This window comes from Campylobacter sp. VBCF_04 NA7 (assembly GCF_027737405.1).
Classification (GTDB): Bacteria; Campylobacterota; Campylobacteria; order Campylobacterales; family Campylobacteraceae; genus Campylobacter_B.
This window is the reverse complement of sequence record NZ_JAOVTT010000002.1, coordinates 16366-37868: the sequence shown is the minus strand read 5'-3', so window position 1 is coordinate 37868 and position 21503 is coordinate 16366. Positions and strand designations below refer to the sequence as shown.

Below are 21503 nucleotides of genomic sequence, written 5' to 3'. Positions count from 1 at the left end.
TAATATTACTAAATTTTGTTACAATTTTTTTTTGCAACAATTTCATTTTTAAGGAGATATCATGAAATTACTTACTTCATCATTACTAGCGGCTGCTTGCACATGCGCATTTGCCCTAGATTTACCACAAAACAAGGTCGTAGATGTCGAGTGGCTAAAAGCAAATTTGGCTGATAAAGACCTAGTTTTAATCGACCTTCAAGAAGGCGAAGGATACGGCGCAGGTCATATCAAAGGTGCAGTTGCTTGGAAAGAGGCTGATTTTAGAGAGGCAAGAGGCGAAATGCCAGGATTTATCGCTTCTCCGACTACGGTTGAGAGATTATTTCAAAAAAGCGGTATCAAAGATACTAGCGCGGTAGTTTTCTACAACGACGCAAAAGCCGCTCCTGATTATACACTTTCAACTTTGGCTCTATTCGTATCTGAATACTACGGCCTTACAAACACAGCGATTTTAAACGGCGGAATTGATGCTTGGAAAAAAGCTGGTGGCGAGCTAAGCACAGAGGCCGCCACACCAGAAAAAAGCGATTTTAAAATCACTAAATTTAACAAAGACATCGTTGCGACTGCTTACGATATCGACGAGGCTGTGGTTACAAACAGCGTAGCGCTAATTGACGGCAGAATCGAAGCTCAATACTCTGGCGAAAAAGCTCACCCAAAAGCAGCCAAAGCAGGACACTTAGAGGGCGTTGATGGAAATATCTTTATCGGCAAACTTGCCAAAGAAAATGACGGCGTTTTTTATATCAACACCGATAAAGAAGCTGTTGGCGAGCTATTTAAAACAGCTGGTCTAGATCCAAACGCACCACAAATTTGGTATTGCAACACAGGCTGGCATGCAAGCGGCGGCTGGTTTGCGACAAAATACATCATGGGAAATGACAAAGTCAAAAACTACGAAGCAAGCATGGTCGAGTATTCGAACTTGCCAAAAAGAAAAGTGCTAAAAGGCGATGAAAAATAATCAAATTTCGATTGATTGCCTAGACTTATGCGCCGACCTGCTCGCCTTTCCAGCGGAGGGTTGGCGCGAGAAATACTGCGCGCTTGGCGAATTTGCAAACGGCGGATTCGCCAAGCGCTTCAATAAATTTTCAAATTTCAAATTTAACGATTTAAAAACGCCAAATTTAGACGAAATTATCAGCAATTACATTTTTTATTTTGATTTAAACTCAGCCAAATTCGGCACTTCGCTTCTAGCCGGGGTTTGGTTAGATAAAAAAATGTTTGGCGAGAGTTACAATGAAATTTGCAAATTTTATGAAATTTGTGGTTTTGTGGTGGAAAAAAACTGCGACCACGCCTCAAATTTACTCGCATTTTGCGCGATTTTAGCAGAGCAGGGCGAGTGGGAGAAATTTTTGAAATTTACTAAATTTTTGGACTTTTTAGAGCCTTTGAGTAAAAATTTAGCAAATTTTAAAAATTTAAAAGAATTTGAGTTTATTTTAAATTTTGCCAAATTTTTAATATCAAATTTAAAGGAGCAAAGATGACAAAAGTCGCCAAAACCCCGAAATTTGGGCTTCTTTTTCTATCGCTTGCGCTGTGCGCAGTGGGGCTCGTGGGGATTTGTAGCGTGTTTTTAAATGGCCAAGAGGCTAGCTACAATGTCAGCCGTGAGGTTCCGCTTGGGCTTTTGCTTATGGGATATGCCTTTTTTGTGGGCATTAGCGTGGGAGTTGCCACAATCGCTACGGCTGATCATCTCTTTGGATTTCACGCATTTTCTAAAATTTCACGCCACTTACAGCTTTTGGCTATTAGTGCGCTTTTAGCGGCATTTTGGCTGATTTTTTGGGAGCTTGGAAGCCCTTTTAAACTGCAAGTTTTGCGCTTCGTGCGATATTACTTTAATTTCGCGGTAGAAAGCCCGATTTGGTGGATGAGTACTTTTTATCTCATCGAAACTCCGCTTTTGATAATCGAGCTAATTTTAATGCTAAAAGGCGACGAAAAATCAAGTTTCCTAGCAGGAATCGTCGCATTTATAATGGGAATAGTCGCTTTTAGCACACTTTCAATGGTCTTTGCCGTAAATTCAGCCAGACCGATTTGGAATACGCCAAGCTTTACTATTTCATTTATTTTTGGAGCTTTGATTTGTGGTATAAGCGTGATTTTTGTCTTTGTAAATTTAAGCAAAAAAGCCCTAAACGAGCGAATTTTGAGAAATTTGAATATTTTTATGTTTTTGCTACTTTTGGCTGTTTTATTTATAAATTTTTGGAACGCGGTAATTTCAAGCTATGGCGCAGGAAGTTATTTGGCAAAAAATTTCGAAGTTTTTACAAACGGAAATTTGTCATTTAATTTCTATTTTTTTGAAATTTGCATTGGAATTTTGCTTCCGATGATTTTGCTTATTTTGTCTAAATTTAACAATCTCAAATTTAGCGTAATTGCTGGAATTTTAGCCATTATCGGCGTATTTTTTGCTAGGTTTGACGGCATTATTGGCGGTCAGCTTGTGAGAGTAGAGAGCGAATTTTTAGGCAAAATCGAGTTTGGCTCATACTGCCCAAGCGTGGCAGAAATCACGATTTTTATATCAGGCATTGGCGTAATGCTCTTTATTTACGCACTTGGAAAAACATTTTTAAATTTGGAGAGTGAAAAATGAGAGAGCTTAAAATAACAAGACGAAATTTCCTAAAAATGGCTTCTAGTGTCGCAGTTGCCAGCACAGCAGGTATCACAGGGCTTCCAAATCCACTTCTGGCTGGGACGCACAAAAACTCGCCCGAGCTTTCAAATTTATTAGAATACGATGAGGGCGTAAAAACTCCAAATTACTGCGAAATGTGCTTTTGGAATTGTGGCGTAAATGTTTTTACAAGGGACGGCAAAATCCACAAAATCGAAGGAAACAAACTAAATCCATACAATTACGGCACGATTTGCGCTAAGGGAAATGCAGGGGTTTATTCTACTTACGATCCAGATCGCTTAAAATACCCGATGATTAGAGTCGGCAAACGGGGCGAAGGCAAATGGAAAAAGGTCAGCTGGGACGAAGCGTTTGATTTCGTGCATGAAAATTTAGAAAAAATCATCGACAAATACGGCGCAAAAAGCATTGCAGCTTTTGCTCATGGAAGCTGTTCGAGCTATTTTCATAAATTTGCTAGCTTGCTTGGCACTCCAAATGTAAGCTACGCTTCATTTTCTGAGTGTCGTGGCAGTAGAGCGATTGGCTGGTCTTTGACATTTGGCGGTGGCGGTATCGGGGGTCATGAAAACTACGACATGGCAAACACCAAATATATGATTTTATTTGGCAGAAATATGGCAGGAGCGATTCAGGTTAGAGAAGCAAGGGATTTTATGGAAGGCCTAGCAAATGGCGCAAAACTCGTCTATGTAGATCCACGCCAGAGCGAAAGTGCGATTAGAGCGCACAAATGGCTTCGCATAAAACCGGGGTGCGATATGGCACTAGCACTAGCGCTAATCCATGTCATAATTAGAGATAATCTAGCAAATATGGAATTTATCAATAAATACTGCTACGGCTTTGATAAACTAGCCCGCCATGTCAAACAATACACGCCAAAATGGGCAGAAGAAATTTGCGGTATAAAAGCCGAAGAGATAGAAGAAGTAGCGTGGGAATTTGCCAAATTTGCCCCGCATGTCCTAGCTATCGCACCGCGTAGATTTTCAAGATACGCAAACGACACGCAAACAGCAAGAGCGATTGCGATATTAAATGCGATTATGGGAAATTACGGCGTAAAGGGTGGCACTTGGGTAAATCAAAGTATAAATTTAGCCAAGCTCCCAAAAGATGATGACGCACCGGCTGTAAAAGAGCCAAGGGCTGACGGCGTTGGCACAAGGTGGCCGTTTAATCCGCCAAATTTAGGGCTAAGTGGCGAAATTTATCGCGCGACTTTAAGCGAACAGCCATATCCGATAAAAGCGTGGCTGACTTACGATACAAATCCGCTAGGACATACGGCAGTCGAAGCAAACGGCGTTATGAAATCAATCGAAAAGCTAGATTTTATTATGTCGATAGATACGCAGATGAACGATTTTTGCGCATATTGCGATATAGTTTTGCCTGAAAGCACATATTTAGAAAAAGACGACGGGCCATATATCCAAAAATACGATGTGCCGTTTGTGGCCGTAAGAAAGGCAGCGATTAAGCCGCTACACGATACTAAGCATGTTTTTGACATAGTGCGTGGGATTTGCAAACGCTTTGATATGGACGAGTATTTTACCATTTCGCCAAGCGATGCGATAAATAATTTCGTAAATTCACTCAGCCCCGAAGATAAAGCTAAATTTGAAAAAGACGGCATTTTGTGCGATTATTTAGCCGATGCGTATCCGCAAAGTAGCGGTAAGCCACTAAGTTTCCCGACAAGCACAGGCAAAATTCATCTATACAACCCAGATATGGAAAAAATGTATGAAAAATACGGCGATGTTTGTGCGCCACTGCCTACTTGGGTAGCCCCGCCACAGCCAAAAGAAGGCGAGCTTAGACTGCTTTTTGGTAGGGGTCCAGCACACTCGCATGCAAGAAGCCAAAATAACAAGCTCTTACTCGAACTTGAAGATGATAGCCCGATTTGGATAAATCCTAATGATGCTGCAAATTTAGGTTTAAAAACTAGCGATAAAGTCATAATGATAAATGCTAAAACAGGGCTTAAATCAAAACCGCAAAATATAAAAATCACAAAGCGAATAACTGAGGGAAATGTCTTTATTCACCACGGCTTTGGGCATGTTAGCAAAGAGTGGAGCAACGGATTTGACAAGGGCATTAGCGATGTTTATTTTTGTAGTAATAGCGTCGATCCTGTTAGTGGTTGTAGCGGCTTAAACAACGGCTTTGTTAGACTTGAAAGGGCGTAAGATGAACTCACTAATAAATAAAAATCACAAAAAAGAAAAAAACCTAGCTATGGTGATTATCGGCGATCGCTGTATCGGGTGCGATGCGTGTTATGTAGCGTGTAAAACCGAGTGGGAAGTGCCGCTTTTCAAAGAAGCGTATCGCACAAGGGTTTTTGAAGTCGAAAACGAAGACAACGCAGGAAATCCGATTTTAAATTTCTTGCCTGTGCTTTGTAATCACTGCGAAAATTCCCCGTGCGTGGCAGTTTGCCCGACAGAAGCTAGTTTCAAGCGTGAAAAAGACGGCATCGTCATCGTCGATCCATCCCTTTGCATAGGTTGCAAGGCGTGTATGGTAGCCTGTCCGTATAATGCCAGATATTACGATGAACACAAACAAAGTGTCGATAAATGCACATTTTGCGCCCCAAGAGTGGATAAAGGTTTGCTTCCGGCTTGCGTAACCACCTGCGTGGGAAAATCGCGAAATTTTGGCGATTTAAATGACCCTAATAGTGATGTTTCGCAAATTTTGGCTAAGGCCACAAGTATAACTCGCTTAAAAGAGAGCGACGGACTTGAACCAAATGTCTATTATGTAACGATAAATTCATAGGAGAAAATGATGAAAAAGATAATTTTAAGCATGGTTTTACTTTGCAGTTTTGGTTTTGCGGAGAATTTGCAAAGCTACAATACTTCAAAAGCGCAGGCGGAACATTTTGTAAATTTATCACGCGAAGCTGTGGCAAAAAATAATCTCACACTTGCTAGGGCTTACGCAAAAAAGGCGATTCAAGCAGACGCTTACAACAAAAAAGCATGGGAAAGCTATGATGATGTTATTCAGCGCCTAGCCGATGAAGGTATGATAGACGAATTTGGCGCCAAAGCCGATGAAAGCGAAGCCGCCGCACCAAAAGCAAGTGGCGCACCAGCGCAGTTTGAGGGTTGCTAGTGAGAAGAATTTGCGAAATTTTAAAAGGGCTAAATTTTAAAATTTTCGCAAATTTTGCCATTTTGTTTTTTTCGCTAAGTGCATTTTCGCAGATAAACTCATGCACCGCTTGCCACGAAAATTACGGCTCACTAAGCCCCTCACACGATGAGGTTGCCTGTCAGAGCTGCCATGGGGGCAACGAGATTGCTAGCGAAAAATCGCTCGCTCACATCGCCCTAATCCCAAATCCCGCCACACTAGAAAACGCCAAAAGCCGTTGCGCGCGCTGTCACAAGGATCAAATCGCCCGCGTCAGCACCACAGTAATGCAAACCCAAAATCCAATCAAGCAAAATTTGATAGGCGAGTGGGCGAAGCAGGGCGCAAGCTCTGATTTTAGCGCAGAGCAAATCGAAAAATTCGCCAAGGACCACTACGCCAAAGCCTGCGCTAGTTGCCATATCTCGCAAGAAAAAGAGGTTTTTATAAATCAAAATATCGCCAAAGGTGGCGGGTGTGGGGCGTGTCATAAGGCTTCGAATTTAGATGAAAATTTCTTGCTCGCGCCGTTTTTTGCTAGCAAAAATGCAAATTCTGCGCCAAATTTAAGCGTAAATTCCAGCGTAAATTCCAGCGCGCACGCAACCTCCCCAAACACTGCACCCAAAACCCACACGCGATTTTCCACCGCAATCCCTAGCCAAAACTGCCTAGCCTGCCACAACCGCTCGGCTCGCATTGGTTTTGCATATTATGGAAAATTCGAAAGCGAGGGAAGCAAGGCGCCTTTCGAGCAGAGCCATACGCTCTCTGACGGGCGCCATTTCCACGATTTGCGCGCCGATATTCACTACGAAAGAGCAGGGTTAGAGTGCGTGGATTGCCACACTAGCCTTGGCGTCATGGGCGATAAGAAAAACCACGCAAATATGAGAGAGGTCGTGATTATCGCATGCGAGGACTGCCACGCGCCAAATTTTGCCCCACCAAACGAGATAGCGCGAAATTTAGCCAAAACGAATCCAAATATCCCAGATAGCGCGCTCATCGCCTACACGAAAAAGGGAAATTTCCCGCTTTACAATGTCGCCAAAGTGGGCGAAAAAGCAGTCCTTACGCGCAAAAAAGACGGGGCTAAATTTGAAATTTCAGCGCTAAAACACCCAGCACACGAGCCTTTGCACGCAAATTTATCCTGCCAAGCCTGCCACGAAAAAAGCGTAGCAAGCTGTTTTGGTTGCCACGAGCAAAGATTTGCGGGCGCAAAGCAGTTTGAGTGGCAAAAGGGCGAATACAGCGAGGGTGCGTGGAGTGAAATGCGCAGTTTTTTGCGCTTCGAAGACCCCGCTTTGGGCGTGAGAAATGACGGCAAAATCGCAAACCTAGCCCCTGGTTGTCAAGTCGTGGCTAGTATCTACGAAAATGGCTCCACGAAGCACTTTGACGCCCTTAGCCTAGCTAGCTGGGCGCAACACAGCGTTGGCAAGAGCAAAACCTGCGCCGCTTGCCACTTCTCGCCGTCTTCGCTTGGTCTTGGACGCGGAGTTTTACGCTATAAAAACGGCGAAATTTCGTTTAGCCCAAATTTGGCAAATTTTGGCGAGTTAAATTTCGCCCTTGACGCCTTTGCTAGCCCCGCAGGAGCGCAAAATCAAATCATTTCTAAAAACGATTCCACGCTAAGCTTAGCTCAAATGAAAAAAATCCTTGACGCCTATGCCTGCGCTATCTGCCACGATCGCTACGATGATAAAATTTATGCCGATTTTAACGCCTCAAAAGCGAAATTTAGGGCAGGGGAGACGAAATGTTTAGAGTGATAAATTTGATATTTTTTGCGCTTTTAAATTTTGCTTTTGCCCAAAATTTATCCTGCCAAACCTGCCACAGCGTGGAAAAATTTGACGCGCAAAATCACAATTTTTCATGCGAAAGTTGTCATAAAAGTAAAATTTCGCCCTCAGATTTCCCACAAAATTTAGCCAAATTTGGCGGATTTTCGCACGAAAATATCATCGCTCACCCAGCAAGCCCCGCGCATTATGGCGAGTTTTGCGGCAGCTGTCATGCAGATAAAATCGCCCAGTTTGAAAAAAGCAACCACTTCACGCACAAAAACGAGATAAAAACGATTTTTAGCGCATTTAATGTGGATTTAAATTTAAGCTTACAAGATTTTTTAAGCCAAAATTTGCCAAATTTAAGCGAGAAAGAGCGCGTGGTAGCGGACTTCGTGGAGCGCAAATGCCTAAAATGCCACGCCTATGATAATGGCGAGAATTCCCTATTTTCCGCTCACGGAAAGGGTTGCATGGCATGCCACGCTAGCTACGCCAAGGACGCGCAATACAGCGGCAGCGACGCGAATACTAGCGTGCGCCCACACTCGCGCACTCACACGCTCTCGCGCGCAGATAATGAAGTTTGCGCCTCTTGCCACAACAAATACTTCATCGGCACCGATTTTATGGGGCTTTTCCCACAAAACACGCACAAAGACTACCGCACGCCGTTGCAAAAAAATGGAAATTTCCCAGAGCTACGACATGGCGTGACATACGCAAATTTGCGCCCTGACGCACATTTTAGCGCGGGGCTAGTGTGCGCGGATTGCCACAAAATGAGCGAAACCAAAAGCTGTGAGGCTTGCCACGAAACCGCCACGCAAAATAACACCTCGCACAAATTCCACCAAAATTTGGAGTGCGCCACCTGCCACAGCGCATGGGGCGGGAGTTTTTACGAACTAAATGCTATGCTTGATTTTAGCAAGGATTACGAAAACTGGCAAAATTTAATCGAATTTGACGCGAGCGCAAAGCGATTTAACGCACGCGCCCTGCGCCAAAATACGCGCCCTGCGCCGTTTTCGCGCACGCTTGGAGGCGAGAGAAAACCTGGCATTTGGCATAGCGCATTTAGTTTAGAACGCTTCGAAAATGTCCTTTTGGTGCGCAAAAATAACGGCAAAATCGCCCTTGCGCGTCCTGTGTTTGGCTATAATCTTGGCATAAAAGATGAAAATGCTAGCGTGGCTAAATTTGGCGAGAGTGGCGAGAGATTCGAGGTTTGGAAGCCGTTTTCGCCTCATAGCGTGCAAAAAATCGGCAAATCCTGCGAAGCCTGCCACGAAAATCCGCTCCAAAGCGGAGAAACTCACGGCGGTATTGGCGAGCTTTTCGCGCCTAAATTTTGCGAAAATCCTAGTCAAAAAAACTGCGCCAAACTGCTTGACGCTAGCCCTTTAAACGAGCGTGAAATGCAGAATTTGAAGTCGATTTTATACAAAAAAACAAGAGCGAAGGAAATTTTAAATCTAAATTAGAAATTCCGCAAATTTTGCGGAATTTCGCTGTATTTTTAAGGGGAAAGCTAAAAATTTATGCGTTTTTTGCAGCTTCTAAAACTGCTTCATAGTTCGGCTCTTCGGTGATTTCAGCCATGATGTCTTTGTATGCGATTACGCCGCCACTGATGACGAAAACCGCTCTTGCATTTAGCCCAGCTAGCGCGCTATCTTCGATTAAAATTCCATAGTTTTTGGCGAATTTTTTCGCTCTAAAATCGCTTGCTGTGCGCAAGTTTTCGATACCCTCTGTCGTGCAAAATCTGCCCATCGCAAACGGCAAATCCATTGAAACCACGATTACTTCGGTGTTTGGTAGGCTTGCTGCTTTTTCGTTGAATTTGCGAGCCTCGCTAGCGCAAACTGGCGTATCTAACGACGGAACGGCTACGATGATTTGCTTTTTCTCGCTTTTTCCGATTACGATATCTTCTAAATCTTTCCCAGCGACTACGACTTCTGGCGCAGCCTCGCCGACTTTTACTTCATTTCCGCCCAAATTTACGGGATTTCCTAAAAATTTTACTTGCATTTTCTCTCCTTGTAAAAAATAAAACACATTTTATCTCATAAAATTTAATAGATTATTTTTTTGCGCAAAATTTTAAAATTTGGCTATAATTTCGCCCAAATTTAAAAAAAGGAAATCCATGCAAACCCTCCCGCAAAACGCGCCTAAATTTCACCTCAACACCGCCTACACGCTATATTTGACGCTAGGGGTTTTTAGCGCGCACAGGTTTTATCTGAAAAAAAATGTAAGCGCGATTTTCCAGCTTCTTGGCGGATTTGGGTTTATCATCTTTGTCTGCTTTTTGGTGGCGTATGCTTTGATATCAAACGATAGCGCGCTCGAAATTTTGCGCTCAATAAGGCCAAGCCTCGAATTTGACGACCAAGATACACTTAGGGCTAGGGAAAATTTAATAAAACCGATTATGGTCTTTGCACTGCCGAATTTAGCCTATTTGGCGTGGATTATTTATGATTTTTTTAATTTAGAAAAAATGGTAGATAGCGCAAATCTTAGCGCAGGGTGCGAGATCGAAAATATGAGCGATAATCCCAGCGAAAATCCCAGCCAAAGCCTAAATTTTGAAGAAAAAAGCGCGAATTTAGCCTCGGCTAGACAGCTAGCTTACATTGGGTGCGGACTTTTGATTTTAATGGCAGTTTTAAACATTTTTGGCACCAAGATTAACGGCGCCGAACTCGCCTCAACAGCGGGGCAAATCTGCCTAGCAATGAGCGCGTATTTCATCGCTAGCACAATTTGTTCAAAGACGCTTTTGCGAAATTTAACCCTTTTTGTCGTATTTGACAGCCTTGCGCTAATCCCGTTTTTGATGATGATGTTTGGGGATAAAAGCCTGGTTGTATTTGCTTTCGGCGCAGTATTTACGGGGCTTGGCGCATGCTTTGCTCTGCTGATTTACAAAGAGCTTTTCCAGACGAGCGGGTGCGAAATTTTCGTTAAGGCGTTTTTTATATATGCGCTCTCGTGCGTGATTGGGCTAGTTTTAGTCTATTTTAATCCGATTTTAGCGATAATCGCGGTGCAAATTTGCTCGATTATAAATTCGCTTTTTATCATTGCTTGTGCCAAAGATAGCCGAAATTTCGAAATTTCGAAAAACAACTATTATTTTACGAATTTGAAATTTCACATTAGCGAATTTAACAAAATCAAATCATAAGGAGAAAAAATGATGAGTTTTGGCGAGGCGATTAGCGTTTGCCTCAAACAAAAATACGCCACATTTTCTGGCAGGGCTAGCAGAAGCGAATATTGGTGGTTTTACCTTTTTAGCGTTTTGGTCAATATCGCAACTGCCGTAATCGACGCTGTGCTTGGCACAAATATCGTTTTGGGCTTTGACAAAAACGGCACCCCACAAGTCATCGGTATCGTAGCCAGCGTGGTTGCTTTGGGCTTGCTTGTGCCCTCATTTGCGGTTTTGTGGAGAAGACTGCATGATAGAGATATCAGCGGGTGGTATTTTGGCGCAATTTTTCTTTTGTGCGTGCTTGGGATAATGTTTGCTGATGGAATTAGAATTTTAGCTATGCTGTTTTTATTTGTTGCCATAGGACTTATAATTTACCTTTTTATCTCTACGATTTTAAAGGGCACCGACGGAGCTAACAAATACGGCGACGATCCGCTAAATCCGCGCGCCGGCGGGAATATTTTCGTTCCGTGAATTTCTCAAATTCACGGAAACACTGCACCGAAAATTTTACTTACTTCGCAAAGAAATGCGAAGCATTTCCGTAAAAATAAAACCAGCTAAATTTAGAAAAACGCAGTTTTTCTAAATTTAGCCACCTTGTAAAGCGTCGTCGGGGGAAATTCGCACGATGCAAAAGGCGCGAACAGCGCTTTTGCGTGCGAATTAAATGCAGGGGAAGGGGAGCGACCTCGCAAAATGAGCGTAGCGACGGCGACAGCCGGCATTTCTTGCGAGCGAAGCGAAGCAGAGTAATTCAAGCCCCCTTCCCCCTTACGAGAAAAGCACAGCGCAGGTTAAATTCACAAAATCGTTCAATGCTAAATTTAGGTAGAATTTTGAATTTAAATTTTACTGGATTGCTTCGAATTTACTTTGTAAATTCTCGCAATGACAGCAAATTTAGTGCAAGGAATTTTTTACTCGTAGATTGCCACGAAACTGCTACACAGTTTCTCGCAATGACAAATCAAACATAGATTTAAAAAAGTAAAAATTTAGCCAGATTTCTCTGGCTAAATTTGGGTTATTTAGCGCCTTTTGGCGGCATAAACGCAGTTAGCGTAATGTCTTCGCCGTCTTTTGGTTTGTAAGGTTCGATATTTACAAGGCAAGTGTGAGAGATATTTCCGTTGGCTAGTTTGCTTGTCGGAATATCGATAGTAAGCACATTTGCCGAGCCGTTTTTGCAAAGTCCGTTTTCGTTTGGATCATACCAAGCACCTTCGCATAGTTTTACGACATTTCTTGGCGTGTCATCATTTACAACCGCACCTGCTAAAATTTGACCCCTAGCGTTGAAAACTCTTACCAAATCGCCGCCCTTTATACCTAGCTCTTTTGCGTCTTCTTCGTTGATGAAAATCGGCTCACGACCTGCTACTGCATAGCTATCTCTTAGCTTAGTTTGGTTTTGTTGTGAGTGTAAGCGATCATTTGGGTGTGGGCTTATCATGTGGAATCTGGCTGGTTTATCCTTCATACCTAGCCACTCGATTGGCTCAAACCATGTCGGGTGAGCCTTGCAGTCATCATAGCCCATTTTTTCGATTGTTTCAGAGTAAATTTCGATTAGTCCTGACGGCGTTCCGAGTGCATTTAAAATCGGATCTTCTCTAAAATCTGCAAAAGTTACATAGCTTTCGCTTTCCATTGTAGGGAAAAATTCAGTCGGTTCGTTTTTGTTCCACCACTCTTCAAAGCTTGGCATTTTTATTCCCAAAGCTTCGTTTGCATTTACTTGATTTGCCGCTGTTTCATAGAACTCTTTTATCCAGTCCATTTCAGTTTTGCCGCCTTCTGTGTAGGCTTCTGCAAGACCGTCTGCATAAGCTTTACACAAATCAACGAAAACTTGATAATCATCTTTTGCGCCAAATTGTTTTTCTACGACCTGTTTTTGTGGGACGATATGCATATTTGTGTAGTCCCCTGTCATAGAAATGTCGTTTCTCTCATAAGAACTAGTAACCGGGAAAACTATATCAGCCATTTTCGCTGTCGGTGTCCAGTAAATTTCATTTACGACGATAGTTCGTGGTTTTCGCCAAGCTTTGACATTTTTATTTGTATCTTGTTGTTGAGTTAGTGGATTTCCGCCGACCCAGTAGATAAAATCCATATCAGGATATGTGATTTTATTTCCGTTATCATCAAGCGTTGCGCCCGGATTTAGCAAAGCGTCTGCGTTCCTTGCGACAGGATATGACATCAAAGCAGTATTTGATAGCCAAGATTGCGCTGCATTTTCTTTTGCGCCGTCAGCATTAGCAGGACCCATATATTTGCCGTCTTTGATGACGCCTACGCTTCCTGCGTTGATTGTTTTAATTACGCCACCAACGCAACTTGGCGTTCCGCCGTTTGCATAGTGGTAGCTAAAACCAAATCCACCACCAGGAAGCCCTATTTGACCAAGCATACTAGCAAGAGTTACTATCATCCAATGGACTTGTTCGCCGTGGTGCGCTCTTTGCATACCCCAACCAGCCATAATCATAGTGCGATTATCAAAGAATTTTTCAGCTAATTCTTTTATAACTTTTGCTTCGATTCCGCAAATTTTCTCTGCCCACTCAGGTGTTTTTTCTACGCCGTCTTCTTTGCCTAGTAAATACTGCTCAAATTTATCAAAACCAACGGTGTAAGTGCTTAAAAATTCTTTATCATATTTACCTGATTTTAGTAGGTGATTTGCCATAGCTAACATCATGGCTACATCGGTATTTGGAGTAGGTCTGATATGAGTAGCTTTGCCTTCGAAAAATTTAGTTGTGATTGTTTTAAGTGGATCAATTATAATGATTTCTTTACCGCTATCACGCAATTTTTCAAAATATTTAAACGAGCCTTCATCAGAAACCGTAAATGACAAACGCAAAGTGCCGATTGGATTCATACCCCAAAGCACGACGACTTTTGAGTTTTCTAAAACCACAGGCCAAACGGTTTGTTGCTCATAAACTTGGCTAGATCCCACGACATGTGGCAAAATCACTTGCGCAGCTCCGGTTGAAAAATCCCCGGTAACGCCCACAAAACCACCTGTCATATTCATAAATCTATGAAGAAGCGTTCTTGCCATGCCAAGTGCGCCTGAGCTTTGCCAAGCGTAACTTCCTGCGCAAATGCTATTCATACCCTTTTGTTCGCGTGTTTTTTTAAGCTCTTTTGCGACAAGTTTAATAGCCTCTTCATAAGGCACTTCTACCCACTCGTCCTTACCGCGAAGCTCAGGTTTTGGGCTATCTGGGTTTTCAAGGTAGCTTTTGCGAACCATCGGGGCTTTGATTCTTGCTTTATAAACCAAATCGTCCATCGCAGTTTGCAAAGGATTTGGCACATTTGAAGTTTTTTTCCAAGCTTCCGATTTTACGATTTTGCCGTCTTTTACGGTAGCTTTTAAAATTCCCCAGTGCGCTCCTGTGATAACTTCGCCGTTTTTTACCAAAGCGGTATTTGCCTCTGCCCCAAGGGCAAAATTTGGAATTGCGCTAGCAGCACCCAGAGCGACGCTGCCTTTTAAGAAACTTCGTCTTTTCATCTTTTCTCCTTTAATCGACATTAATGTCTTTTGAATGTTTTTGTAAATACTGAGTGATAACCCAAATTTCATCTTGGGTTAATGGCGTGCGTGATTGCATTGATTTAATCAGCGCAGGCCATCTATTTGCGACCTGAGTTTCGCCTCTGTGAAGCGGGTGGCAGGTACCGCAGTTTTCTTCGTGGTTTTTCTTCGCTGTGCTAAAAATCGCTTTCAAATCCGTTTCTAGCGCGTCTGGCGAAGTATAGGCTGTGATTTTTACCTTGTTGTATTCGCCTAAATTCTCCAAAACCTCAGCGTCGAATTTCGCCTGCTTTGAAAAGGCAACAGAGATAATTCTCGCCTTAGGGGTAAAATAAATGATATTTTGCGCCTTTGCGCTTTGGTAGCCTTCAAGGCTAAATTTGACCTTTTTATCATCTGCTTCGATGATTTTGATCTCATTTGTCGGCATTAATCTTCCGACACTTTCGCTTAAATCCGCGCTTAGGCTGATATTTTTAACAGCGACGCTATACGCGCTATCGCCCACGCTAAGGGCGTTTGCGGCGCAGGTTAAAAGACCTAAGCAAAGAGCTAAATTTAGAATTTTCAAATTTTCTCCTTTTTTAAAATTTGCGAAATTTTATAAAAAACAAAAATAAAAATTTGTCATTTTTATGACAAATTTAGTTTTTATTATCGATACTTAACCTTTTTGTGAGATAATAAAAATAAAAAGGCATTTTATGGGGACTAGGACGACAGGGGTTTTTGAGGGCGAGGAGCTATCGTTTTTCGGCAAAGAGGATTTGGATAAATTCAGACGCATTTCCTATCAAAAAGGCTCGATGATTTACGCCCAAAAAAAGCTTTTTATGATAATCCTAAAAGGCGAGGGCAAACTAAATACCTACCACGAAAGCGGCAGGGAGTATGTGCTAAGCTACTTTGGGGCGGGTTCTTTCGTGCTAGTCGATACCTTTTCGTCATTTGAAATCACAAAAGACGCTGAAATTTTAGAGGCAAATTTATCCACTGTGATTGATCTGTTTGAGTTCAACCAAGACTTTGCGATTTATCTTTTTAACTCGTTTTTGAAAAATATGACAATGCAAAAAAATGTGATAAAAGAGCTAGTTTTTGATAGCGTCGAAACCCGAACTTATAAATTTTTGCTCCAAATCTCACAAAAGGGCGTCGCGCATGTAAATGGCGGTGTCAGCGAAATCGCAAGCTTCGTCGGAGCCCCACGCCAAAATGTCTCCGTGGCTGTAAATAAGCTAATCAAAAATAAAAAAATCCAAAAATTAGATCATCAAAATTTTAAAATTTTGCCCTAAATTTTCTTTGAAAACATAGCGTAAATTTGCGCACTCATCATCACAAATAAAACCGCTAAAATCACGCCAAAGGCTAAAATCATGCACTCAGCCATTGTGCCAAATTTCGCGCCCGGGATCAAATACCAGCCATTAGAATACAAATCCACAAAAAAGCTTTGAATAGGATCTAGGCTCGTTCCTAGCGGGACTATGGGCGCGTCTAAGCCACAATCGCCAGTTGGCTTAAAAAAGCTAGCAAACCACTCATCAAGGGGCAAATTTAGCGGGAAATTTGGCTTAAACGAGCAACCATGCACGCCAAAAGGCAGTTTATCTAAAATCGCGCTATGCACCTTGTATAGGTGGATTGAGCGAGCAATTCCATAAAATGCGCCCACAAAACACACGCCATAAGCGCAAAATTTAAGTAGCAAATTTCCTCCGCAAATCGTGCCTAAAATCGCGCCAAAAAATATCACAAAAAATGCTAGTCTGATATACACACACTGCTCGCAAGGCGCCATAAATAGGTATTCTTGGAAAAAATAGTGCGCGATAATGATTAAAAGCGCGCAGACAAAAATCAGATAAATCCAAGGCTTGGCGCTGTTTTGCCACGCGCAAATTTTAAACAGCACTCTACTCATTTTTGCTCGCCAAATAATCAATTAATTTCGCAAATTCGGCAGTAGAGGCGATTTTTTCGGTTTTTATGAGATATTTTCCACTCACTACAAAAGCTGGCACGCCTTGGATAAGTGCGACATCATAGCCCTCGTCCCAAAGCCCAAGCAAATCCAAAACTTCACTATTTTGCAATTCGCTCTCGTAAATTTCGCGTGTAATCCCGCCTGCTTCAAAGCCCGTTTGCAAAAATTTCATCTCGTCTGCTTCCGCGCTAGGGCGCTCTTTTTTGTCGTGATAGCTTTCAAAATATGCAAATAAAATTTTCTTAAATTTCGAATTTGGCGAGTTTGGAGCGATATTTTCTCTTTTATCCAAAACTCTCGCCACAGCCAAAATTTTACTCACACTCACGCCAAATTCGCCCATAGCGTGCATGTGAAACGGCTCGTAAGTGGCAGAAATTTCGCCTAAAATTTCAGGCAGGACATTTTGATAATATTTATAGCAAAACGGACAAGCATAGCTAGAAATCGCCACGAAACTGCCCTTATCTACGCTTAGTGGTTTATCCAAAACCAAATAATGCTCGCCTGCGCTAAATTCGCCATTTCCGCCGTCCCCATGAGTATTAGTCCCACCCATCATATACACACCAACGCCCAAACCAACGAGCAGAGCGAGGATAAAAACTAATAGATTTTTTTTCATAAATTTTCCTTTTTTACTCAATTATAATGAAATTTTAAAAATTTTGGCTAAAATTTGGCGAATTTAAATTTTCAAATTTCAAAGGAGAAAAGATGAAAAAACTTTCCTTAATTTTGGCGATTTTCGCCACGATTTTTTTGGGCGGTTGTGCTAGCACGACCCAAGGCGGGGCAGTAGGGGTAAATCGCACCCAGCTACTCACGGTCAGTGAAGCCGAGCTTGACAAGGCTGCGGCAAGCTCATACACGCAAGTAATCAGCCAAGCAAAAAGCCAAAAAAAGCTAAACACCAACGCCAAACAAACCAAAAGGGTCAAAACAATCTCAAATAGATTGATTAACCAAGTAGGCGTTTTCAGACCAGATGCGCGCAACTGGAATTGGCAGGTAAATGTCATCGAAGATCCGACCGTAAATGCGTGGTGCATGCCAGGCGGTCGCATTGCCGTTTATACAGGCATTATCAATAAGCTTAGCCTAACTGACGGCGAGTTAGCAGCTGTCGTAGGACACGAGATTGCTCATGCTCTTCGCGAACACTCACGAGAGCGAGCCAGCACAGAGTCTGTAAAAAATCTAGGCATTTCAATCGGCGCGCAAGCCGCTGGGCTAGGGGATTTGGGCGCGACTGGATTAGCGATTTTAGGTCAGTATGGATTTAGTCTGCCGTTTTCTCGTTCGCACGAAACAGAGGCCGATATCATGGGCTTAGAGCTTATGGCGCGCGCTGGATACAATCCAAACGAAGCCCCAAATGTATGGCGCAAAATGGCGAAACTAGAAAGTGGCAGTAAAACGCCTGAGTTTTTCTCAACTCACCCAGGCGATGAAACCCGTATCAAAAACCTAGAAAAAACAATCCCGCTCGTCATGCCACTATACGAACAAGCTAAAAAAGGTAAAAAATAGCTTCGTAAGCTTCATCGGTGCGAAATTTGTGAAATTTCGCACCAGCTAAATTTCAAAATTCCGCACTTTTAAAATTTAAAAAAATTTGTGAAAATTAGTTTAATTTTGCTATAATCTGCATTTTATTTTAAATTTAAAGGATTAAATTTTGGACACGGATCGTTCGGTCTTTATGTTACTTCTCGCTTTTGTTTTAATTTTTTTAAATGCTTTTTTTGTTTTATCTGAATTTGCCCTTGTTAAAGTTCGACGCTCAAAACTCGAAGAATTCGTCAAAGACAAGGTCGCAAACGCCTCACTCGCTCTAAAAATGACAAACTCAATCGATACCTACCTAAGCGCCTGCCAAATAGGCATTACGCTGGCTTCCCTCGCCCTTGGTTGGATAGGCGAGCCAGCCGTAGCTAGTCTAATCCGCAAGCCACTTGCTAGCCTAAATTTGGGCGAGGCTAGCGTGCATACCGTGGCTGTGATTATCGCGTTTAGTATCATTACGACACTGCATATCGTCCTAGGCGAGCAAGCCCCGAAACTTATCGCAATCGCAAAATCCGAAAAAATCGTGCTTTGGATAGCTAGACCGCTTTATTGTTTTTGGGTTTTGTGTCTGCCTGCGATTAAGGCGTTTGATTTCGTCGCATCAAGCGTGGTTAGGCTATTTGGAATCCGCGCGGTCAAAGATAGCGAGGTCGCCCACTCCGAAGAAGAGATCAAAATCATCGCTAGCGAAAGCCTAAAAGGCGGTGTGCTAGATAGCGTGGAGACCGAAATCATCAAAAACGCCGTGGATTTTGGCGATACTGTGGCAAAGGAGATTATGACTCCGCGCAAGGATATGGTCTGCCTGGATAAAAACGAAAGCTACGAAGATAATTACCGCGTAGTTTTGGAGTCGAAATTTACCCGCTTCCCATACATCGACGGGGGCAAAGACACGGTGCTAGGACTAATTCATATCCGCGATATCATGCAGCAAAACGGCGAGAAAAATTTCGATAAAATCGTGCGCAAACTTATCATCGTGCCAGAAAACTCCCCGATAACAAAAATTTTATCAATGATGAATAAAGAGCGCATTTTCGCCGCCCTTGTCATCGACGAATACGGTGGAACGGCTGGGTTTTTGACCATGGAGGACATAATCGAGGAAATTTTTGGCGAGATCGAGGACGAATACGACGATATAGAGCAAAATTTCACCCGCATTGACGATAATACTTACGAATTTAAAGGTCGCTTCGAGATCGAAAATGTCGAGGAGATAATGGAAATCGCCTTTGACGATGAGACCGAGCAGCTCACGATCGGCGGATATGTCTTTAATCTCTTTGGTCGTTTGCCAGAAAATGGCGATGAGATAAGCGACGAAAACTGCGATTACACCGTGCTTGCGATGGACGGCACCTCAATAGCCTCGCTTAGGGTCAAGAAAAAAGAAAATTAAAAGGGCGAAAATGGATAATGTAATCAGATTTAGCGTTTCACTGCCAGAGGAGCTATTTGACGAGCTAAACTCGCGTGTGCAGAGTAGGGGCTATCCTAGCAGGAGCGAGTATATCAGGGACCTAATCCGCGAAAAAATCGTCAGCGACAAATGGAGCGAGGAAAACAGCAATAAAGAGGGGCTTGGCGTGATTTGTATAGCGTATTCGCACCACCAAAGCGACCTGCTCGAAAACCTAATCGAGCTCGAACACCACGCTAAAATCGATGTTGTCTGCACGAACCATATCCATGTCGATCACGACAACTGCTTAGAGACCATAAATGTGCGTGGCAAAATGGGCGAAATCAAGAAATTTAGCGCCAAAATTGGCGGACTTAAAGGTGTGAAATTTTCGCAACTTGTCAAAATTGCAATTACGAAAGCGTGAAATTTTGAAATTTTAAATTTGAAATTTGGCGCGGAATTTTTAAATTTTGCTTTTTAGTGTCATTGCGAGAATTTTGCTTTGCAAAATTCGAAGTAATCGCCAAATTCAAAAATCCCGCGCCAGTATCTAGGTTTGCGAAGCGAAATTTTTCTAAGTTACTCCACAGCGTTTAAGAAAATATAGTAAAAATTACTAGATTTTTTCGTGACATCAAATGTCCAAATATCGCTTTTTTCGCTATTTTCTTTGCGCGAAAACGCACTATTTTGCCCGAAATTTTTCTCAAATTCGCTAGCAAGCCCTTTGCAAATTTCGTCATTTTTGTCTATTGCGATTTCTACTTCGTGGGAGCCAATGGTAGCGTATTTGGCGCAGTTTTTACCAGCTACGGCGATAGGGTTTGGGATATTTGTCATTTGCTCAGCTTGGTTTTCAAATTTTCCCATAGCAGTGTGGTATGCGTAAAAATCATCAAGCAAGACCGAAATCGTTCTTAAACCATTTAAAATTTCTACTCTTTCGCGTGGGAGCTTTGCCATAATTTTTTCGTTCGCTTCGCTTACGGCGTTGCTAGCATTATTGCACTCGACCGCGTCTATATAAGCCACAGAGGCCGTTTTCGCGCACTCTTGCACCCTTGCCTTAGCGATTTGCAAGTTTGCCGCGAAGTATTCATAGCTTCTTGGCCCTTCATCCGCATACCCACACACAAAACCCATAGCCACAAGGCTTGGGATTAAAATTTTTTTCATTTTTTCTCCTTTGTTAGATTTTCGACGCAGTATCCCAAATTTGCACTAGCAAAATTTCACTCAAACGCCCTAAAATGCGCCTCATCTGCGAATTCTAACATCTCTTTATCGCCCCTGCTATCGCCATAAGCGATGATTTTTTCAAATTCGCTCAAATCATAAGCTTCTTTGATACGCGCCACCTTTTGCGCCCCATAGCAGTTTAGACCCTCGATTTCGCCGGTGATTACGCCACCTTTTTTCTCAATTTTTGTGCCCAAAAGTTCTAGCCCATTTTCTTTGCACCAAGGGGCTAGCCAATCCTCCAAGGAAGCCGTTACGATGACGACCTTATCGCCATTTGCGATGTATTCTTTGATTTTTGCCATGGCTTCAAATTTGATAATATCTTCAATGTGCGTGGTGGAGTATTTTTTGCAAATTTTGGCGAATTTATCCACACTCATACCGCCGAAAAAATGCACCATTAGCCGCCTGCGTGTGAAATTATTCGAACACAGCCCAAGCTTGTAGCCCAGCAAAATAGGGCTAAGCCTAAAAATCCCGCGGAAAAATTTCTTAAACCCCACGACATAGGCGATAAATTCGAGCAACGAATCATCTCTGGTAATCGTCCCGTCGAAGTCAAAACAAACTAATTTCATAAAAATCCTTTTGGCTAAATTTTACAAAACTAGGATAAAAATTCGGAAATTTTATGGAGTGTTAATAGCCGAATTTACGGGAAATTTACCAAATTTTGCAGGCAAAATTTAGCTATCGCAAATTTGGAATACCTGCGCCGAAATTTTGTTTTCGTTGAATTTTGCTTTTAAGTGTCATTGCGAGCCCGCTTTGCGGGCGTGGCAATCTACAAAATTTAAAATTCTAACCGCGCAAATGGCAGAATTTTAAA

The 21503-nt window shown here is 42.5% G+C and carries 21 protein-coding genes; 14 read left to right on the top strand and 7 right to left on the bottom strand.

Annotation, left to right across the window (positions count from 1 at the left end):
• Window positions 1-61 precede the first annotated feature (61 nt).
• The 8 genes from OFO00_RS01860 to OFO00_RS01825 are packed head-to-tail and all read left to right on the top strand — an operon-like array spanning window position 62 to window position 9140.
• Window positions 62-976 carry a sulfurtransferase gene (locus OFO00_RS01860; RefSeq protein WP_270862659.1) on the top strand — a complete coding sequence of 305 codons (915 nt, stop codon included), beginning with the start codon at window positions 62-64 and terminating at the stop codon, window positions 974-976.
• Window positions 966-1511, top strand: coding sequence for a molecular chaperone TorD family protein (locus tag OFO00_RS01855; protein ID WP_270864661.1), 546 nt, complete (start codon window positions 966-968; stop codon window positions 1509-1511). The genes OFO00_RS01860 and OFO00_RS01855 overlap by 11 nt, the downstream gene beginning before the upstream one ends.
• Complete coding sequence (gene nrfD, locus OFO00_RS01850) at window positions 1508-2638, top strand: NrfD/PsrC family molybdoenzyme membrane anchor subunit (protein WP_270864660.1); 1131 nt, start codon at window positions 1508-1510, stop codon at window positions 2636-2638. The genes OFO00_RS01855 and nrfD overlap by 4 nt, the downstream gene beginning before the upstream one ends.
• Window positions 2635-4893 carry a molybdopterin-containing oxidoreductase family protein gene (locus OFO00_RS01845; protein WP_270864659.1) on the top strand — a complete coding sequence of 753 codons (2259 nt, stop codon included), beginning with the start codon at window positions 2635-2637 and terminating at the stop codon, window positions 4891-4893. Before nrfD ends, OFO00_RS01845 begins: the two co-directional genes overlap by 4 nt.
• Before the next feature lies 1 nt (window position 4894).
• Window positions 4895-5491 (top strand): 4Fe-4S dicluster domain-containing protein, encoded by a 597-nt coding sequence (locus tag OFO00_RS01840; RefSeq protein WP_270858623.1) that lies wholly within the window; start codon window positions 4895-4897, stop codon window positions 5489-5491.
• Between the two features lie 9 nt (window positions 5492-5500).
• Window positions 5501-5833, top strand: coding sequence for a hypothetical protein (locus OFO00_RS01835; protein WP_270864658.1), 333 nt, complete (start codon window positions 5501-5503; stop codon window positions 5831-5833).
• Window positions 5833-7635 carry a hypothetical protein gene (locus tag OFO00_RS01830; RefSeq protein WP_270864657.1) on the top strand — a complete coding sequence of 601 codons (1803 nt, stop codon included), beginning with the start codon at window positions 5833-5835 and terminating at the stop codon, window positions 7633-7635. The genes OFO00_RS01835 and OFO00_RS01830 overlap by 1 nt, the downstream gene beginning before the upstream one ends.
• Entirely contained in the window at window positions 7623-9140 is a 1518-nt protein-coding gene (locus OFO00_RS01825; protein ID WP_270864656.1) for a hypothetical protein, read from the top strand. Before OFO00_RS01830 ends, OFO00_RS01825 begins: the two co-directional genes overlap by 13 nt.
• A gap of 55 nt (window positions 9141-9195) precedes the next feature.
• On the opposite strand, the gene tpx is transcribed toward OFO00_RS01825, so the two are convergent.
• Window positions 9196-9693, bottom strand: a complete 498-nt coding sequence (gene tpx, locus OFO00_RS01820; RefSeq protein WP_270864655.1) for a thiol peroxidase — start codon at window positions 9691-9693, stop codon at window positions 9196-9198.
• Window positions 9694-9811: 118 nt separating this feature from the next.
• Here tpx and OFO00_RS01815 point away from each other — a divergent pair, with 118 nt between their 5' ends.
• Window positions 9812-10858: a TM2 domain-containing protein gene (locus OFO00_RS01815; protein WP_270864654.1), complete on the top strand. Its 1047-nt coding sequence runs from the start codon at window positions 9812-9814 to the stop codon at window positions 10856-10858.
• Window positions 10859-10867: 9 nt separating this feature from the next.
• Window positions 10868-11365 (top strand): DUF805 domain-containing protein, encoded by a 498-nt coding sequence (locus tag OFO00_RS01810; protein ID WP_270864653.1) that lies wholly within the window; start codon window positions 10868-10870, stop codon window positions 11363-11365.
• A gap of 553 nt (window positions 11366-11918) precedes the next feature.
• On the opposite strand, the gene OFO00_RS01805 is transcribed toward OFO00_RS01810, so the two are convergent.
• A complete protein-coding gene (locus tag OFO00_RS01805) occupies window positions 11919-14435 on the bottom strand; it encodes a molybdopterin guanine dinucleotide-containing S/N-oxide reductase (RefSeq protein ID WP_270864652.1) in 2517 nt (838 codons plus the stop codon).
• 10 nt (window positions 14436-14445) lie between these two features.
• Window positions 14446-15030: a cytochrome C gene (locus tag OFO00_RS01800; protein WP_270864651.1), complete on the bottom strand. Its 585-nt coding sequence runs from the start codon at window positions 15028-15030 to the stop codon at window positions 14446-14448.
• 133 nt (window positions 15031-15163) lie between these two features.
• Here OFO00_RS01800 and OFO00_RS01795 point away from each other — a divergent pair, with 133 nt between their 5' ends.
• Entirely contained in the window at window positions 15164-15757 is a 594-nt protein-coding gene (locus OFO00_RS01795) for a Crp/Fnr family transcriptional regulator (RefSeq protein ID WP_270864650.1), read from the top strand.
• Here the strand turns inward: OFO00_RS01795 and dsbI are convergent.
• Together dsbI and OFO00_RS01785 are read right to left on the bottom strand one after the other, a co-directional pair.
• Window positions 15754-16386 carry a protein-disulfide oxidoreductase DsbI gene (gene dsbI / locus OFO00_RS01790; protein WP_270864649.1) on the bottom strand — a complete coding sequence of 211 codons (633 nt, stop codon included), beginning with the start codon at window positions 16384-16386 and terminating at the stop codon, window positions 15754-15756. The two genes, OFO00_RS01795 and dsbI, sit on opposite strands and share 4 nt — an antisense overlap.
• Complete coding sequence (locus OFO00_RS01785) at window positions 16379-17074, bottom strand: thiol:disulfide interchange protein (protein WP_270864648.1); 696 nt, start codon at window positions 17072-17074, stop codon at window positions 16379-16381. Before OFO00_RS01785 ends, dsbI begins: the two co-directional genes overlap by 8 nt.
• Window positions 17075-17166: 92 nt before the next feature.
• Between OFO00_RS01785 and OFO00_RS01780 the strand changes: the two genes are divergently transcribed.
• From OFO00_RS01780 to nikR, 3 genes are all read left to right on the top strand, one after another.
• The gene (locus tag OFO00_RS01780; protein ID WP_270864647.1) at window positions 17167-17982 is read left to right on the top strand and encodes a M48 family metallopeptidase; all 816 of its coding nucleotides are present in this window, start codon (window positions 17167-17169) and stop codon (window positions 17980-17982) included.
• A 172-nt stretch (window positions 17983-18154) separates the two neighbouring features.
• On the top strand, window positions 18155-19426 hold the full coding sequence (locus OFO00_RS01775) for a hemolysin family protein (protein ID WP_270864646.1): 1272 nt from the start codon (window positions 18155-18157) through the stop codon (window positions 19424-19426).
• Between the two features lie 10 nt (window positions 19427-19436).
• Window positions 19437-19856, top strand: a complete 420-nt coding sequence (gene nikR, locus OFO00_RS01770; protein ID WP_270864645.1) for a nickel-responsive transcriptional regulator NikR — start codon at window positions 19437-19439, stop codon at window positions 19854-19856.
• A gap of 155 nt (window positions 19857-20011) precedes the next feature.
• Here nikR and OFO00_RS01765 read toward each other — a convergent pair whose 3' ends face one another.
• Window positions 20012-20608 carry a hypothetical protein gene (locus OFO00_RS01765; protein WP_270864644.1) on the bottom strand — a complete coding sequence of 199 codons (597 nt, stop codon included), beginning with the start codon at window positions 20606-20608 and terminating at the stop codon, window positions 20012-20014.
• 56 nt (window positions 20609-20664) lie between these two features.
• Complete coding sequence (locus OFO00_RS01760) at window positions 20665-21252, bottom strand: HAD-IB family hydrolase (protein ID WP_270862638.1); 588 nt, start codon at window positions 21250-21252, stop codon at window positions 20665-20667.
• Window positions 21253-21503 lie beyond the last annotated feature (251 nt).

Excerpts from the sequence above, each read along its gene's own strand:
- OFO00_RS01860 (WP_270862659.1), top strand. The coding sequence starts at position 62 with ATGAAATTACTTACTTCATCATTACTAGCGGCTGCTTGCACATGCGCA.
- OFO00_RS01855 (WP_270864661.1), top strand. The coding sequence starts at position 966 with ATGAAAAATAATCAAATTTCGATTGATTGCCTAGACTTATGCGCCGAC.
- nrfD (WP_270864660.1), top strand. The coding sequence starts at position 1,508 with ATGACAAAAGTCGCCAAAACCCCGAAATTTGGGCTTCTTTTTCTATCG.
- OFO00_RS01845 (WP_270864659.1), top strand. The coding sequence starts at position 2,635 with ATGAGAGAGCTTAAAATAACAAGACGAAATTTCCTAAAAATGGCTTCT.
- OFO00_RS01840 (WP_270858623.1), top strand. The coding sequence starts at position 4,895 with ATGAACTCACTAATAAATAAAAATCACAAAAAAGAAAAAAACCTAGCT.
- OFO00_RS01835 (WP_270864658.1), top strand. The coding sequence starts at position 5,501 with ATGAAAAAGATAATTTTAAGCATGGTTTTACTTTGCAGTTTTGGTTTT.
- OFO00_RS01825 (WP_270864656.1), top strand. The coding sequence starts at position 7,623 with ATGTTTAGAGTGATAAATTTGATATTTTTTGCGCTTTTAAATTTTGCT.
- tpx (WP_270864655.1), bottom strand. The coding sequence starts at position 9,693 with ATGCAAGTAAAATTTTTAGGAAATCCCGTAAATTTGGGCGGAAATGAA.
- OFO00_RS01815 (WP_270864654.1), top strand. The coding sequence starts at position 9,812 with ATGCAAACCCTCCCGCAAAACGCGCCTAAATTTCACCTCAACACCGCC.
- OFO00_RS01810 (WP_270864653.1), top strand. The coding sequence starts at position 10,868 with ATGATGAGTTTTGGCGAGGCGATTAGCGTTTGCCTCAAACAAAAATAC.
- OFO00_RS01805 (WP_270864652.1), bottom strand. The coding sequence starts at position 14,435 with ATGAAAAGACGAAGTTTCTTAAAAGGCAGCGTCGCTCTGGGTGCTGCT.
- OFO00_RS01795 (WP_270864650.1), top strand. The coding sequence starts at position 15,164 with ATGGGGACTAGGACGACAGGGGTTTTTGAGGGCGAGGAGCTATCGTTT.
- dsbI (WP_270864649.1), bottom strand. The coding sequence starts at position 16,386 with ATGAGTAGAGTGCTGTTTAAAATTTGCGCGTGGCAAAACAGCGCCAAG.
- OFO00_RS01785 (WP_270864648.1), bottom strand. The coding sequence starts at position 17,074 with ATGAAAAAAAATCTATTAGTTTTTATCCTCGCTCTGCTCGTTGGTTTG.
- OFO00_RS01780 (WP_270864647.1), top strand. The coding sequence starts at position 17,167 with ATGAAAAAACTTTCCTTAATTTTGGCGATTTTCGCCACGATTTTTTTG.
- OFO00_RS01775 (WP_270864646.1), top strand. The coding sequence starts at position 18,155 with ATGTTACTTCTCGCTTTTGTTTTAATTTTTTTAAATGCTTTTTTTGTT.
- nikR (WP_270864645.1), top strand. The coding sequence starts at position 19,437 with ATGGATAATGTAATCAGATTTAGCGTTTCACTGCCAGAGGAGCTATTT.
- OFO00_RS01765 (WP_270864644.1), bottom strand. The coding sequence starts at position 20,608 with ATGAAAAAAATTTTAATCCCAAGCCTTGTGGCTATGGGTTTTGTGTGT.
- OFO00_RS01760 (WP_270862638.1), bottom strand. The coding sequence starts at position 21,252 with ATGAAATTAGTTTGTTTTGACTTCGACGGGACGATTACCAGAGATGAT.